General features: G+C 70.1%; 11 protein-coding genes. 5 read left to right on the top strand and 6 right to left on the bottom strand.

Translation table 11 applies throughout. The features are described from left to right. Positions 1–134: 134 nt before the first annotated feature. Both BKK79_RS30635 and BKK79_RS30630 read right to left on the bottom strand, forming a co-directional pair. Positions 135–1,316 carry a porin gene (locus BKK79_RS30635; RefSeq protein ID WP_071039713.1) on the bottom strand — a complete coding sequence of 394 codons (1,182 nt, stop codon included), beginning with the start codon at positions 1,314–1,316 and terminating at the stop codon, positions 135–137. 493 nt (positions 1,317–1,809) lie between these two features. Further along, complete coding sequence (locus tag BKK79_RS30630) at positions 1,810–2,703, bottom strand: MBL fold metallo-hydrolase (protein WP_071021174.1); 894 nt, start codon at positions 2,701–2,703, stop codon at positions 1,810–1,812. 105 nt (positions 2,704–2,808) lie between these two features. On the opposite strand from BKK79_RS30630, the gene BKK79_RS30625 reads away from it, so the two are divergent. Beyond that, on the top strand, positions 2,809–3,774 hold the full coding sequence (locus tag BKK79_RS30625) for a LysR substrate-binding domain-containing protein (RefSeq protein ID WP_071039712.1): 966 nt from the start codon (positions 2,809–2,811) through the stop codon (positions 3,772–3,774). A 101-nt stretch (positions 3,775–3,875) separates the two neighbouring features. Here the strand turns inward: BKK79_RS30625 and BKK79_RS42180 are convergent, their stop codons facing one another. Further along, positions 3,876–4,961 carry a methyl-accepting chemotaxis protein gene (locus BKK79_RS42180; RefSeq protein ID WP_442873308.1) on the bottom strand — a complete coding sequence of 362 codons (1,086 nt, stop codon included), beginning with the start codon at positions 4,959–4,961 and terminating at the stop codon, positions 3,876–3,878. A gap of 906 nt (positions 4,962–5,867) precedes the next feature. Here BKK79_RS42180 and BKK79_RS30615 point away from each other — a divergent pair. After that, complete coding sequence (locus tag BKK79_RS30615; RefSeq protein ID WP_071039711.1) at positions 5,868–6,497, top strand: LysE family translocator; 630 nt, start codon at positions 5,868–5,870, stop codon at positions 6,495–6,497. Between the two features lie 44 nt (positions 6,498–6,541). Here BKK79_RS30615 and BKK79_RS30610 read toward each other — a convergent pair whose 3' ends face one another. The 3 genes from BKK79_RS30610 to BKK79_RS30600 all read right to left on the bottom strand — a co-directional run bounded on the left by BKK79_RS30610 (position 6,542) and on the right by BKK79_RS30600 (position 10,444). Beyond that, the gene (locus BKK79_RS30610; RefSeq protein WP_084085351.1) at positions 6,542–8,194 is read right to left on the bottom strand and encodes an AMP-binding protein; all 1,653 of its coding nucleotides are present in this window, start codon (positions 8,192–8,194) and stop codon (positions 6,542–6,544) included. A gap of 88 nt (positions 8,195–8,282) precedes the next feature. Beyond that, the gene (locus BKK79_RS30605) at positions 8,283–9,053 is read right to left on the bottom strand and encodes an SDR family NAD(P)-dependent oxidoreductase (RefSeq protein WP_071039710.1); all 771 of its coding nucleotides are present in this window, start codon (positions 9,051–9,053) and stop codon (positions 8,283–8,285) included. Between the two features lie 170 nt (positions 9,054–9,223). Next, a complete protein-coding gene (locus tag BKK79_RS30600) occupies positions 9,224–10,444 on the bottom strand; it encodes an MFS transporter (RefSeq protein ID WP_071039709.1) in 1,221 nt (406 codons plus the stop codon). Between the two features lie 325 nt (positions 10,445–10,769). Between BKK79_RS30600 and BKK79_RS30595 the strand changes: the two genes are divergently transcribed. The 3 genes from BKK79_RS30595 to BKK79_RS30585 all read left to right on the top strand — a co-directional run bounded on the left by BKK79_RS30595 (position 10,770) and on the right by BKK79_RS30585 (position 14,260). After that, entirely contained in the window at positions 10,770–12,191 is a 1,422-nt protein-coding gene (locus tag BKK79_RS30595; protein ID WP_071039708.1) for an APC family permease, read from the top strand. Positions 12,192–12,426: 235 nt separating this feature from the next. Next, on the top strand, positions 12,427–13,470 hold the full coding sequence (locus BKK79_RS30590) for a Dyp-type peroxidase (RefSeq protein WP_071022753.1): 1,044 nt from the start codon (positions 12,427–12,429) through the stop codon (positions 13,468–13,470). Next, positions 13,463–14,260 (top strand): family 1 encapsulin nanocompartment shell protein, encoded by a 798-nt coding sequence (locus BKK79_RS30585; protein WP_071039707.1) that lies wholly within the window; start codon positions 13,463–13,465, stop codon positions 14,258–14,260. Before BKK79_RS30590 ends, BKK79_RS30585 begins: the two co-directional genes overlap by 8 nt. Positions 14,261–14,301 lie beyond the last annotated feature (41 nt).

Below are 14,301 nucleotides of genomic sequence, written 5' to 3'. Positions count from 1 at the left end.
CACGCTCCTTGCCTGGATGGGTTGACTACCGTCGACGCGCCGCCATTGCCTCTTTCTGCCCGCGCGCGGCCACGCAACGCACGGCGACGGAATGGATGCGCGGCATGCCGATGCCACGCCGGCACCGCCGAAACTCAGAACCGATGTCGGATCCCGACGCGAACCATGGTCTGGCGATTGCTGTTCGAAGCCGGCAATGCCCGGATCGCCGCGACGGCCGGGCCGCCGGTCGAGTCGGTGCCGGAAGCCTTCTGATGAACGCCGGCCAGATACACGTCGGTACGCTTCGACAGGAAGTAATCCGCGCCCACGGCCACCTGGAGATAGTTCGCGCCCGAGCGGCTCGCGCCACTCGTGTCACGGACCGGGCTGCCCTTCGTGTAGCTGAAAGCCGCCCCCAACAGCAGGGCCGGCGTCACCTGATACTTGACGTTGATCTCGGCGTTGTCGAATGCCACGGTGCCCGCATAGCGCATGGCGTTCAGGCCGGGAACCGCCCCGAGATGCATGAACCGGATATTCGAGTACGTCGCACCGATGGTTGCCGCGCCGATGGCATAGGCGGCGCCGATGCCGATCACCTGGTAGGTGTTGGCCGACGTGAATCCGCGATAGACCGGCGACGTGACAGCGGACGGCGTGCCGGTAGCGGTATTGTTGCCAAACAGGCTGCCGGCGTTCGCGGCCGGCGTACGGGCGTTCAGGTAGGCCATACCGAACGCCAGCGGCCCGCCGCCATAGCGCACGCCCAGCGACCAGACCTGGTTTGCCGCGACGTCTCCCGCGACCCCGCCCAGGCTGTACGTGCCCGTGAACGTCAGGCCGGCATGGGCCGCGCTCCTGTATTTGACGGTATGGTTGGCCCGGTATGAATTGTTGAAGTTGTCGATGTCGCCAGCGTGAGCGGACATCGCCGTGCCCCACTGTCCGGCGGCGGCAAATGCGCCCACGGAGTCGACGAGGGCATCGTATTGACGGCCCAGCGTCACGGTGCCGAAGTCCCCCGCCAGGCCGACCAGGGCCTGGCGTCCGAACGCGAGACCGCCTTGTCCCGCTTTGCCGTTGCTTGCATTGAAACCGCTTTCCAGCGCGAAGAGCGCCGCCAGGCCGCCGCCGAGGTCCTCCCTGCCGCGCAGGCCCCAGCGGCTGCCCTGCAGGCCGCCGCTCGTCAGGTTGTACAGGCGGGAACCACCGGCATTGGAGTTGTAGTTCAAGCCTTCGTCGACGACACCGTACAGCGCCACGCTGCTCTGGGCATGCGCCACATCGGACAATGCGCCCAGCGCGGCGACGGCATATAGCGATCCTTTTCTCATCGATTGTCTCCGTTGGTTTTTTATTTTTTTTTAAAAAATACTAATTAGATCCGCAAAAAATAAGCTCCGACTTTTAATATTGATAGACCAGAAAAATCACCATCCTGGCGTCGAAGGGGACACGCCATCGCGGAGGTGAAGACTGCGCTTACCGGCCGGCTGTGGCTCGCCGATCCGGCAACTCCGGCAGGAAGACGCGGAGGCAGGCCTGCCGCGTCGATCGGCAAGCAGGGCCCGACCGGATCAATCGGCTTCGGCGACCCGCTCCTGCACGCCCTCACGAAGGCGGCCGTGGCAAGGCTTGGCGCCGGACGCTGCCGCAGGAGTCCCGGATTGCACCAAACGCACCAGATGCGCTCGTCGTCGAGAGAACACCCCCACAAGCTCCCGATCCAGGTGGCACCGGCATCCGGCGGCGGCGCAGAGCAAAGCAGACGCTCCGCCCGCCGGCATGATGGTGAATAACGGCGCCCGCGCGCCGCGAGGCGTCGCCCTACAAGTCGATCCGCATCAAGTCATGCGCCAGCCGCAGCGGGCCGCCGTAGTGCTTGCGGATATCGGTCACGACCTCGTCCAGCAGGTGCGGCCCCATCAGCTCCACCGGAAGGTGCTTGGCGGCCGCGCGTTTCAGTACCGGGCTGGTCGAATCGAAGTGACCGAAGTGCGTGGCGACAAGACTCTTGACCTCGGCGCGCGCCGCAATCCTGCCCAGCTCGGTCGGACTGGTATGCGAGAAGGTTCCCACGCCGGTCTTGGCGCGGTGCGCGATGAAGGACTCCGGGAAGGTGCATTCATGGATCAGCAGATCGGCATCGCGCGCCAGGCGCACCATCGCTTCGCAGGGCGCGGTGTCGCCACTGAACGCGATCACCTTCCCTTCCGCCTCGACCCGCACGCCGAAGCACTCGCATACCTCGCGCGGGATATGCTCGACCCAGTCGACCGAGATCTTCACGTCGTCGTCCTGGAACACCACGCCCGGGCTGATTTCGCGCACCTCGGGACGTATCGCCTCGAGATTCTGCTGCCGGATCGGGTAGGCGCCGCGCGCCCGGAAGTCGGCCTGGTAGGCGCCATGCTCGAACAGATGCTCGACGAAGTGCCGGGTTCCCTTCGGCCCCAGCACCAGCGGCGCACCGGTCTTGTTGAGCATCCAGCCCGAGATCACGAAATAGGGATAGTCGCAGATATGGTCGTGATGCAGGTGGGTCAGGAATACGAAACCCACGGATGCCGGATCGACATTGGCACGCACCATCTGCCGGGTCGCCCCTTCGCCGCAATCGAACAGGAAGTGGCGTCCATTGTTCAGCGTCAGCAGGATTGCCGACTGCGCGCGGTCCGGGTCGGGCAGCGCGGCGCCTGTCCCCAGCATCGTGATCTTCATGGCGTCTCCGGGTTCTGCGTTTTAGGTGACGCCCAGTATAGTTCTGGCATCCATGAGCAATTGATGAAGTTTCGTGGCTCAGTGAACACCAGGAGGAATCACCGAATGGCTGCAGAATTCGAGGTCCCGCCGGCCCGGCGCATCCGCTCGACCTTGCGTATCCGCCATCTGGAACTGCTGCTGGCGCTCGACGACCTGCGCAGCCTGCACAAGGCGGGGGAACGCATGAACATGACCCAGTCCGCCGCCAGCAAGCTGCTGCGGGAGATCGAGGCAATGTTCGGCGTACCGCTTTTCCTGCGATCGCGCAGGGGCATCACGCCGACCGCATTCGGCACCGCCCTGTTCAGCAAGGCCTCGCTGCTGCTCGCGGACCTGGACGGCGCGCGCGATGAGATCGAAAGCCTGGCACGCGGCGGAGCGGGCCACGTCCGACTCGGTGCCCTGCAGGTCGCCCTGCCGGAGCTGGTGCCACGGACGCTCGCCCGCCTGCGCGCTGAACAGCCCGGGATCACGATGCTGGTGCAGGAGGGGGCGAGCGACGTCCTGCTGGCGGCGCTCGGACGGGGCGAACTCGATTGCGTGCTGGGGCGGATGACGTGGCAGATGGAGTCCGGCGGTTTCCGCTGGGAGGTGCTGTATGACGAGCCGGTGTGCCTCGTCGCCCGGGTCGGGCATCCCCTGGCCAGGATGCGCAAGATGACGCCGGAATGCCTGGCGCGCCAGGAGTGGATCCTGCCACCCCGCGAAGCGCCGCTGCGGCAGACGATCGAGCACTATTTCATCGCCCATCGCCTGCCGCTGCCGAAGGCCGGCATCGAATCGGTATCGGTGATGACCAACGCCGTGCTGATGCGCGACACCGACATGATCGCCGCCATGCCGCTGACCATGGCGCGCTACCATGCGGCGCTCGACCGGCTCGCGATCCTGCGCTTCCGTCCCGACTGGAGTTTGCCTCCGGTCGGGATCGCGATGCGTGCCGAGGCGTCGGAATCGCCGGCCTTTGCATCCTTCCTATCGACACTCCGGGCGGTGGCACGGGGACTGAAAGCGACGGCGGCGCGCTAGCCTTCGTCGTGTGTCGGCACACGAAGCACGGAGCACGGGCCGCGACCGCACTCTCCCCTGATAGCCGCTGTCCCGCCTCGGCCATGCACAGCCTCAGGACACTAGCCGCGCGCCAGCGCCAGACCTGCGGCCGGCGCCGACACCGCTTGCTGCGCCCCACCCGGTGCCTCGTCCTCCAGCTTGAACTCACCGACCGCCTGCTGCAGGTGCTGCGCCTGCTCGGCCAGCGCGGCGGAGGCGGCGGCGGCCTGCTCTACCAGGGCCGCGTTCTGCTGCGTGACGGCGTCCATCTGCGCGACCGCGAGGTTGACCTGTTCGATGCCCTGGCTCTGCTGCCCGGAAGCCTGCGCGATCTCGTCCAGCAGGCCGGCCACCTGGCGCACCGACTGCATGATCTCCTGCATGGTCTCGCCCGCCTGGCCGACCAGCGCCGAACCGCTTTCGACCTGGGCGGCGGAGTCGCCGATCAGGGCCTTGATCTCCTTGGCCGCATTGGCGCTGCGCTGGGCCAGGCTGCGCACCTCGCCCGCCACCACGGCAAAGCCGCGGCCCTGCTCGCCCGCGCGCGCCGCCTCCACCGCCGCGTTCAGCGCCAGGATATTGGTCTGGAAGGCGATGCCTTCGATCACGTCGATGATATCGGCCACCTTGCGCGAGCTGCCGCTGATGGCTTCCATGGTCTGCACCACCTGGCCCACCACCGCTCCGCCGCGCGCTGCCACGCCCGAGGCGCCCGCCGCCAGTTCGTTGGCGGCATGGGCGCGTTCGGCGTTGCTGCGCACCATGCCGGTCAGTTCGCTCATGCGCGTCGCGGTCTGCTGCAGCGTGGCGGCCTGTTCTTCGGTGCGCTGGGACAGGTCCAGGTTGCCGTCGGCGATCTGCCGCGAAGCACCGCCGATGGCATCGCTCGATTCCTTGATGCGGCCGACCAGGTCGGTCAGCATGTCCTCCATCTCGCCCAGCCCGCTCAGCAGCCGCCCGAACTCGCCGCCACGCTCGGTGGCGAACTCCTGGCTCAGGTCGCCGGACGCCACCGTCTCGGCGATATGGACCGCTTCGCCCAGCGGCTGCTCGATGCTGCGCGTGAGGCGGTAGACATAGATCATGCCGAGCACCACGATGGCCAGCGCCAGCCCGGCCAGCCAGGCGCGCGCGGAAGCCGCCTGTGCGGCCGTCTGCGCGGCGATGGTGCCGGCCTCGGCCTTGTAGCGGCCGGCCAGCGCGGCCGCCTGCGCCTGCACGTCGTCCAGCGCCGGCAGCACCTCCACGGCGAAGACACGCACCGCCTCGTCGCGCGCGCCCTGCTGCAGCAGCGCCGCGGCCCGTCCCGAGGCGGCGGCGTACTTGCCCTGCGCGTCGCGCAGGCGCGCCAGCGCGGCCTTGTCCTCGTCCGAGGCAGCCGCGTCGGGCAACCCGCCGGTCGCCTCCTCGAACACCTTGCCCGGCGCGAGCTGGCCGCCGCTGTCAGGCAACCCGGCCTGCACCCCCAGCAGCCGCGCCGTCATGCGCGCGGCGTCGGCCCGCGCTGCGGTCGCCACGGCGGCGGCGGCGTCTGCCTTGCCCCAAGTTACCGCGGCGATGCGCTGCGCGCCGTCCGCGACGTCCTGCAGGCGCCGCGCGCCGACAGCGGCCAGCGCCAGCGCGAGCAGCGCCACCAGCCCGAAGCCGATCGCCAGGCGCGTGCGGATTCTCAGGTTCTCGATCGACATACGTGCTCCCCCTTCCCTCTTGTTTGTGGAATTCCCTGCCGTGCGGCGACGGATTCGGGCGCCGCGCCGGCCGGCCGGAAACCCGGACCGGCCGCCTTGTCCTATTGATCTTCCCGCTAGACGCCGACCATCGTTCGCGCCGGTGGTCCACCACCCGGCAGGGCCGGCCACGGCGATGTATCGATCGGCACGCAAAGCGGGCAGGCCCAGGCGGATGCGGGCCGGACTTCCCGGCTTCAGCGTCTCAATCCATGGTCAACGGCAGCGCTCGGCAGACCTTGAGCGAAACGGCATGAAAACGCCGATAATGTCCCGCGGGCCGCGCCGCAAGGCCCGCGCCACCGGCCGTGCGGCGCCTCTCGGACCGAACCGCAAGGAAACAACATGCCAGACCTGTCTACCCTGGGAGCGTTCGTCGTCGTGGTGCTGGGCCTGTTCCTGATTCCGGGGCCCGCTGTGCTGCTGGTTTTGACGCGCACCGTGCATGGCGGGCGCAAGGCCGGCATCCTGACCGGCCTGGGGGTGGCCGCCGGGGACTTCATCCATACGCTGTGCGCGGCCGTCGGGCTGTCGGCGCTGCTGATGACGTCCGCGCTGGCGTTCAACGCGGTCAAGTACCTCGGTGCGGCCTATCTGCTCTACCTCGGCATCCGCGCCCTGCGGCAACCGCCGCAGGACGACCCGCGCTTGCCGCAACTGCCCGCGGTGACGCCCGCCAAGGCCTTCCTGCAGGCCATTCCGGCCGAGGTCCTGAACCCGAAGACGGCCCTGTTCTTCCTGGCCTTCCTGCCGCAGTTCGTCCACCCGGGCCATGGCTCGTCCTTCGGCCAGTTCGCCGTGCTGGGCCTGGTCTTCGTGGGCATGAGCGCGCTCTACACCACGCTGCTGGTGCTGAGCGTGCGCCCGCTGGGCCGCTTCGCGCGGCGCCTGGGCTGGCTGGTGCGCTGGCAGAACAAGCTCATCGGCCTGCTGTTCATCGCGCTGGGCCTGCGCGTGGCCGCCCAGACCCGCTGACGGGGCGAAACGCCAGGGGCCGGGCCCCCGGCCCACGGCGCACCTCAGCCGGCCTGCGCCAGCAAGGCGCGCAACTGCGCCTTGGCCACCTTCTCCAGCGTCGAGCGCGGCAGGCTGTCGACCAGCCTGACCTCGTGCGGCCGCTTGAAGTCAGCGAGTTGCCCCGCGCAGGCGGCGAGCACGCGCTCGTCCAGCGCGGCATCGGCCCCGGCGGCGGGGATCACGAAGGCCACCGGCACCTCTTCCAGCATCGGATGCTTGCGGGCGACCACCGCCACCTCGGCCACGCCGGGCACCAGCGCGATCACGCGTTCGATCTCTGAGGCGGCGACATTCTCGCCGCCCACCTTCAGCATGTCCTTGGCGCGGTCCGAGAAGTAGAGGAAGCCGTCTTCGCCCAGGCGCACGCGGTCGCCGGTGGCGAACAGTCCATCGGCGCGGAAGGCTGCCGCCGTGGCGGCCGGGTCGCCCGCGTATTCGAGGAACAGCGACAGCCCGCGCACGCCGCCGACGTAGAGTTCGCCGGTCGCGCCGGGCGCGACCGGCCGGCCGTCGCCGTCGAGCACGTGGATGGTGTAGCCGTTGGCGGGACGCCCCATCGACAGCGGCGCATCGGGCAGGTGCGCCGAGCCCACGGTGCCGTGCGTGATGGTCTCCGTCATGCCCCACCAGCCGATGGTCTTGACGCCGAAGTGGGCATCGGTCGGCGGTTCGCACACGGCACTGCCCCAGAAGCGGTAGTGGTGATGTTCCGGCCGCGGCACCGTCAGCAGCGCACGCACGCAGAACGGCACCACCGAGGTCCAGGTGCAGCGGTGCCGCAGCGACACCGGCCAGAAGCGCGAGGCGGAGAAGCGCGGCTGCAGCACCACCGTGGCGCCCACCCATAGCGCGGCCGCCACCGAGTAGACCTGGGCATTGGTGTGGAACAGCGGCAGGTGGACCAGGTGCACATCCTCGGCGCGCAGGTCCTCGTGCAGGGCGCACTCGCGCGCGCCCCACAGAGCATTGCCGTGGGTCCACAGCACGGCCTTGGGCCGCGCGGTGGTGCCCGAGGTGTACTGGATGCCGAACGGCGCCATCGGGTCGTGTGCGCGCACGGCCAGGCCGTCCGGATCGGCGTCGATGGCGGCGAAGGGCTCGCCGGGGGCGGACGCGGCCGGCGGCGCGGCGCCGCTGTCGGTGGCGGTCACCGCCAGCCAGCCCAGCGCGGGCGCGGCAGCGGCCACCAGTTGCGCGAAGCGCGGCTGGGTGATGGCACCCACCGCGCCGCTGTGGCTGGCGAAATAGGCCAGTTCGTCGGCGCTGGAGCGGGCATTGGTGGTCACCGCCACGGCGCCGGCATAGGCGCAGCCGAGCCAGGCGATGACGCTTTCGGGACAGTTGTCGAGGTGCACCAGCACGCGTTCGGCGGGGCGCACGCCGCGCGCCTGCAGGCCCGCGGCGAAGCGGCGCACCGCCGTGGCGAAGCCGGCATAGCTCCAGCGCCGGCCCTCGCCTTCGAAGGGCTCCCAGATCAGGAAGGGATGGTCGCCGCGGCGCGCGGCCTGGGCATCGATCAGGGTACGGATATCGCAGCCGGCGAACGGATGCACGAAGGCATGCGGGAAGGGGGGCGCGATGGAATGCGCGATGGGCTGGCCGGAAGGTGCAAGGGAAGTGTCCGCAGGGGAACTGGCGGCAGCGCTGTCGGTCATGGGACTTGCCTGTCGGTGCGGGCCGGCGCGCCGGCTGCCGCGGTCATCGGTCGGTGCGTGCCGCGGCGCGGTCGCCACGGCACCGCGCTCAGAACAGCGTGTAGCCGCCGTCGATCACCAGCGTATCGCCGGTGTGGTAGCGCGAGGCATCGCTCATCAGGTAGATGGCGATGCCGGCGAAGTCGGCCGGCTCGCCCCAGCGCCGCATCGGCACGCGCTTGCCGACCATCTCCTGGAAGGCGGCGTCGGCCTGGCCGCGCGCCGTCATGTCGGTGGCGATCCAGCCCGGCAGGATGGAATGGGCGCGCACGCCGTGGCGCGCGTACTCGACCGCCAGCGCGCGCATCATCGAGATCAGGCCACCCTTGGTCGCGGCATAGTGCTCGTTGCGCGGCGCCCCCTCGATGGCGGCCACCGAGGCCGTGCCGATCAGCACGCCGCCGTCGCCCTGCTTGAGCATCTGGCGCGCGGCACCGCGCAGGGTGAAGAAGGCGCCGTCGAGATTGACGCGCAGCACGCGGTGCCAGTCCTCGCTGCGCATGTCCTCGAAGCGGCCGCCGCGCGCGCCGATGCCGGCATTGGCGAAACAGCCGTCGATGCGTCCCAGCGCCTCCACCGTTTCGGCGAAGGCAGCGTCCACCGCTGCCTCGTCGCCGACGTCGCAGCGCACCGCGTGCACGCGCCGGCCATGGCGCGCCAGCCGCTCGACGGCCGCCGCGTTCTTGTCCGCGCTGGTGCCCCAGATCGCGATGTCCGCGCCAGCCTGGGCCAGGCCTTCCGCCATGCCGAGCCCGATGCCACCGTTGCCCCCGGTGACCAGCGCCACCTTGCCGCTCAGATCGAATGCCTGATAGGTCATGTGTCTCCTCTCTCCGTGTTCGTCGCCCTGTTTGGCGCCCTGTCTGGCGCCAAGGTCGATGCCGGCGCACCCTGGCGAACGGTGCGTTCCAGTGTCGCGAACGCCCCGCGGCAGCGCGTCGTCCGAAACGACGAATCGGCCGTGACCGCTTCGGTCACGGCCGTGCGGCGTTACCGGCGCGGCAGGGTCGCGGCCCAGAACAGGGCCGCCAGCAGGCTCAGGGAGAAGCCGAGCAGGCAGACCCCGCTCCAGCCGGCCCGGTCGTAGGCCAGCGTCGATGCCAGCGCGCCGAAGCCGCTGCCCGCCGCGTAGAACAGCATGTAGCAGCCCACCAGGCGGCCCTGCGCCTGCGGCCGGGCTTGCAGGATCATGGCCTGGTTGATCACGTGGACCGCCTGCCCGCCCAGGTCCAGCAGCACGATGCCGGCCACCAGCGCCGCCATCGAAGTGGGCAGCATGCCGATCGGCAGCCAGCTCACCACCAGGCATAGCAGCGCCAACCCGGTAGCGCGCTGCCCCAGGCCGCGATCGGCCAGGCGGCCGGCACGCGCCGCCGCCAGCGCGCCCACCGCGCCGACCAGGCCGAAGGCGCCGATGCCGGCATGCGACATCGAGAAGGGCGGCGCCGACAGCGGCAGCACCAGAGCGCTCCAGAACGCACTGAAGGCGGCGAACATCAGCAGGCCGATCATGCCGCGCACTTGCAGCGTGCGCTCCTGCGCCAGCAACGTCAGCATGGAGCGCAGCAAGGCCGCGTAGCTTGGTGGCCGGGACGGCGCGGCCACCGCCGGCAGGCGCCGCCCCAGCCACACCAGCATGCCGCCGGCCAGCAGCGCGGAAGCGAGATAAACGGCACGCCAGCCGGCCGCGTCGGCCACCAGTCCGGCCAAGGTCCGCGCCAGCAGCAGCCCGATCACCACCCCACCCTGGGCCGCGCCCACCACGCGTCCGCGCTCGCCCGGCTCGGCCAGCGTGGCCGCATAGGCGATCAGCCCCTGCGTCATCGCGGTGCCGAACAGGCCCATGCCCAGCATGCCCGCCAGCAGCAGCGCGGGCGTGGGCGCGGCGGCGACCGCCAGCGCGGTCAGGGCCAGCAGCACCAGTTGCAGTGCCAGCAGGCGCCTGCGCTCCATGCGGTCGCCCAGGGGCACCAGCGTGACCAGTGCGAGGGCACAGCCGGCCTGGGTCGCGGTGATGATGCCGCCCACCGTGGCAGGCGGAATGCCGAAGTCCCGGGCGACGGCATCGAGCAGGGGCTGCGCGTAGTAGACGTTGGCGACGCTGAGCGCACAGGCGACCGCGAGCAGCCGCACCAGGGAAGCCGGCATCGGCACGGGCCGGGCGGACGGCGGCAGGCCATCGGGCCGTGCGGCGACACGGGATGGAAGCATGGGCGCTCCTTAGTTTCAAATTAAAACCATGTGACGCCGCAGTGTAATGAATGAGGTTTTAATTTGCAACCATATGAAGTGCCGTCAGGGATCCCGCTGAGCGAGGGCAGCCCGGACGGCCAGGCAAGCTGGTAGCCGCACGCGGCACCGTCGTCACCCTCGGTTGTGGCGCTCGGATACGCGCGCCTTGTTGCGCGCCGGGTCCTGACCCAAACTGGAGACGGTGCGATCAGGCCCGTTCCAGCGAGCGGGTTCGCCGGGGGCCGACCGTCCTGAGCCGGGGCCCCGCAGCGGGCCGGGCAGCGTCCCGGAAGGGAGGGCCACCATGGAGGCGAAGGCGCAAGGAGGGCTGGAGGCGGGCGCGCTCGGACTGGGCGAATCGGTCGTGATGGGCGTAGCCGGCACGGCGCCGGCCTTCAGCCTGGCGGCGACCACCGCCACGCTGATCGCCACCGTCCACACCCTGGCGCCGGCCAGCCTGCTGTACTGCGGCCTGATCATGTTCGGCGTGACCCTGGCCTACCGCCAGCTCAACCGCCTGCAGCCGGACGCGGGGGCCTGCTATGCCTGGGTCGGCACGGCCTTCCATCCCGTGCTGGGCTTCCTCGCCGGCTGGGCGCTGCTGGTCGCCTCGGCGGTGTTCATGGTTTCCGGCACCATCCCCGCCGCCACCGCGACGCTGCTGCTGCTCGATCCGGCGCTGGCCGCGCGGCCGGCACTGGTGACCCTGGTGGCCGCCGGCTGGCTGCTGCTGGTGAGCGCGGTGGTGATCAAGGGCATCAAGCTCACCAGCTACACCCAGGTCGCGATGACGGTGGTGGAGCTGGCCGTGCTGGTGGCGGTCTCGGTGGCCGCCCTCGCCCATGCCACGCGGCACGCGCCGCATGCGCTGGCGCTGTCCTCGTTGTCCGCGCTGTCGCCCTGGCACTTTACGCCCCACCTGTTCGCCAACGGGGCGCTGGTGGCGCTGTTCTTCTTCTGGGGCTGGGACGTGACCGCCAACCTGACCGAGGAGACGCGCGATCCCTCACGCGTGCCCGGCCGTGGCGCGCTGCTCGCCATGGGCATCGTGCTGGCGCTGTTCATTGCCTTCGTCGCTGCCTGCCTGCTGGTGCTGTCGGATACCGAGATCCGGCAGGCCGGCACCAACGTGGTCTTCGCGCTCGCCTCGCGGCTGTTCCCCCGCCCGTGGGACTACCTGGCCGTGCTGGCAGTGATGCTCAGCACCGTCGGCACGCTGGAGACGTCGATCCTGCAGTTCAGCCGCACGCTCTATGCCAGCGGCCGCGACGGCCTGCTGCACGGGCGCTACGCGCGCCTGCATCCGGTCTGGCGCACGCCGTGGGTGGCCACGCTGGTGATCTCCGGCTGCGGACTGTTGTTGCTGCTGGCCGCCGCCACCTTCGACAGCGTCGGCGAGATCATCCAGGACTCGGTCAACGCCATCAGTTTCCAAGTGGCCTTCTACTACGGCCTGGTCGGCTTCGCCTGCGCCTGGCGCAGTTACCGCGCGGCCGCGGGCACTGCCGATCTGGCGCTGATGGTGGCCTGGCCCGCGGCGAGCGCGACCTTCCTGTGGGCCGTCGCGCTGTACAGCATGCCGGCCTTCGATTTCACTGCGCGCGTGATCGCCGTCGGCGGCATCACCATCGGCGTGGTGCCGCTGCTGCTGGGACGGCGCCGGCGCCGTCTCGCGCGCACCGCCGCGGGGGACGAGAGGCAGCGGGATGCGGCGGACACCGGGTAGTGGGTAGAGGGCGGAGGGCAAAGGGTGGAGGGCCCGGTGCCGTGAGCGCTGTACCTTGCCCGCTGTATCTTGCCTTTTGCGCGTGGTTCGGGTTACATATCCTGCGTCGCCCACCAAGGAAATGTATGGATTCGACGCGCATGAAATGGTCGCTCCGCCGGCCGCGAGCCGCCGCCGGCCGCAGCGCCACCCGACACACCACGCGGCCCGCCGCGCCAGCCGGGGGACGCGGCAGATGAACGGCAGCACCCCGCAGGCGGTCAATGCGCCCATCACGCGCTCCGCCATCTTCCTCGTCCTCACCCTCCAACCCGATGCCGCCAGCCACGCCGCCGTGCGCGCGCTGTGCGCCGACCTGGCCGCGCTGGTGCGCTCGGTCGGCAAGCGGGTGCCCGCCGGCCGCCTGTCGTGCGTATGCGGCTTCGGCTCCGACGCCTGGGATACGCTGTTCGGCGCCCCGCGCCCGGCCGGCCTGCACCCCTTCCGCGCGGTCGGCCAGCCGCCGCGCGTAGCGCCGGCCACGCCCGGCGACGTGCTGTTGCACATCCGTGCCGAGCAGATGGACCTGTGCTTCGAGCTCGCCGCGCAGATCATGACCCGGCTGGGCAGCGCGGTCGCCACCGCCGACGAGGTGCATGGCTTCCGCTACTTCGACCAGCGCAGCATGGTCGGCTTCGTCGATGGCACCGAGAACCCGGAAGGCGAGGAAGCGCTCGACTTCACCCTGGTCGGCGCCGAGGATGCGGACTTCGCCGGCGGCAGCTATGTGATCGTGCAGAAATACCTGCACGACATGACCGCATGGAATGCGCTGCCGGTGGAAATGCAGGAGCGCATCATCGGCCGTACCAAGCTGTCGGACATCGAACTGGCCGAGGGCGTGAAGCCGAGCTGGTCGCACAGCTCGCTGACCACGCTCGAGGAAAATGGCGCGGAGGTCAAGATCCTGCGCGACAACATGCCCTTCGGACGCCCCGGCGCGGGCGAGTTCGGCACCTACTTCATCGGCTACGCGCGTTCGCCGGCACCCACCGAGACGATGCTGGAGAACATGTTCGTCGGCAATCCGCCCGGCAACTACGACCGGCTGCTCGATTTCAGCACGGCGGTGACCGGCGGCCTGTTCTTCGTGCCTTCGGCGCCGCTGCTGGAAGCGCTCGCCGAGCGCGAAGCCGCCACCGCGCCGGCCCCGCTGCCGGCCTCCGATGCGCTGGCCGCGCCCGCCGGCGATGGCTCGCTGCGCATCGGCTCACTCAAAGGAGCTTCCCAGCATGAATAACCTGCATCGCGCACTGGCCCCGATCTCGAGCGAGGCCTGGGCGCAGATCGAGGAAGAAGTGGCGCGCACCTTCAAGCGCGCGCTCGCCGGGCGCCGCGTGGTCGACGTCAAGGGCCCCAACGGCAATGCCTTCGGTGCCGTCGCCACCGGCCGCCAGGCCGCCATCGCCGCGCCGCGCGAGGGCGTGCAGGCCAGGCAGCGCGAGGTCAAGGCCGTGGTCGAACTGCGCGTGCCTTTCACCTTGTCGCGCGATGCGATCGACGCCGTCGAGCACGGCGCCAACGATGCCGACTGGCAACCCGCCAAGGATGCGGCCACGCGCATGGCGCTGGCGGAAGACAGCGCCATCTTCGACGGCTATGCGGCCGCCGCCATCGTCGGTATCCGCGCGGGCAGTTCGAACCAGCCGGTGCCGTTGCCGGCCAAGGTGGCCGACTATCCCGCCGCCATCGCACAGGCGCTGAGCCAGCTGCGCCTGGCCGGCGTGGACGGCCCCTACTCGGTGCTGCTCGGCGCCGATGCCTACACCGCGTTGAGCGAGGCCAGCGACGGCGGCTATCCGGTGCGCGAGCACATCGAACGCATCGTCAACGGCGAGATCATCTGGGCGCCGGCCATCCGAGGCGGCTGCGTGCTCTCCACGCGCGGCGGCGACTTCGACCTGCATCTCGGCCAGGACCTGTCGATCGGCTACCAGCGCCATGACGACACGACCGTCAGCCTCTATCTGCAGGAAACGCTGACCTTCCTGCTGCAGACTCCTGAAGCGGCGGTGGCGGTCATGCCCTGAGGTCCCGCTCGCGCGCGCGGCGCCGCCGCCTTGCCGCGTGC

The organism is Cupriavidus sp. USMAA2-4 (genome assembly GCF_001854305.1).
GTDB lineage: Bacteria > Pseudomonadota > Gammaproteobacteria > Burkholderiales > Burkholderiaceae > Cupriavidus > Cupriavidus malaysiensis.
The sequence above is the reverse complement of the archived record's forward strand: the minus strand, read 5'-3'. Positions and strand labels throughout refer to the sequence as shown.

What these genes read in the sequence shown, in the direction of transcription:
- BKK79_RS30635 (WP_071039713.1), bottom strand. Translation starts at nt 1,316, where the DNA reads ATGAGAAAAGGATCGCTATATGCCGTCGCCGCGCTGGGCGCATTGTCC.
- BKK79_RS30630 (WP_071021174.1), bottom strand. Translation starts at nt 2,703, where the DNA reads ATGAAGATCACGATGCTGGGGACAGGCGCCGCGCTGCCCGACCCGGAC.
- BKK79_RS30625 (WP_071039712.1), top strand. Translation starts at nt 2,809, where the DNA reads ATGGCTGCAGAATTCGAGGTCCCGCCGGCCCGGCGCATCCGCTCGACC.
- BKK79_RS30615 (WP_071039711.1), top strand. Translation starts at nt 5,868, where the DNA reads ATGCCAGACCTGTCTACCCTGGGAGCGTTCGTCGTCGTGGTGCTGGGC.
- BKK79_RS30610 (WP_084085351.1), bottom strand. Translation starts at nt 8,194, where the DNA reads ATGACCGACAGCGCTGCCGCCAGTTCCCCTGCGGACACTTCCCTTGCA.
- BKK79_RS30605 (WP_071039710.1), bottom strand. Translation starts at nt 9,053, where the DNA reads ATGACCTATCAGGCATTCGATCTGAGCGGCAAGGTGGCGCTGGTCACC.
- BKK79_RS30600 (WP_071039709.1), bottom strand. Translation starts at nt 10,444, where the DNA reads ATGCTTCCATCCCGTGTCGCCGCACGGCCCGATGGCCTGCCGCCGTCC.
- BKK79_RS30595 (WP_071039708.1), top strand. Translation starts at nt 10,770, where the DNA reads ATGGAGGCGAAGGCGCAAGGAGGGCTGGAGGCGGGCGCGCTCGGACTG.
- BKK79_RS30590 (WP_071022753.1), top strand. Translation starts at nt 12,427, where the DNA reads ATGAACGGCAGCACCCCGCAGGCGGTCAATGCGCCCATCACGCGCTCC.
- BKK79_RS30585 (WP_071039707.1), top strand. Translation starts at nt 13,463, where the DNA reads ATGAATAACCTGCATCGCGCACTGGCCCCGATCTCGAGCGAGGCCTGG.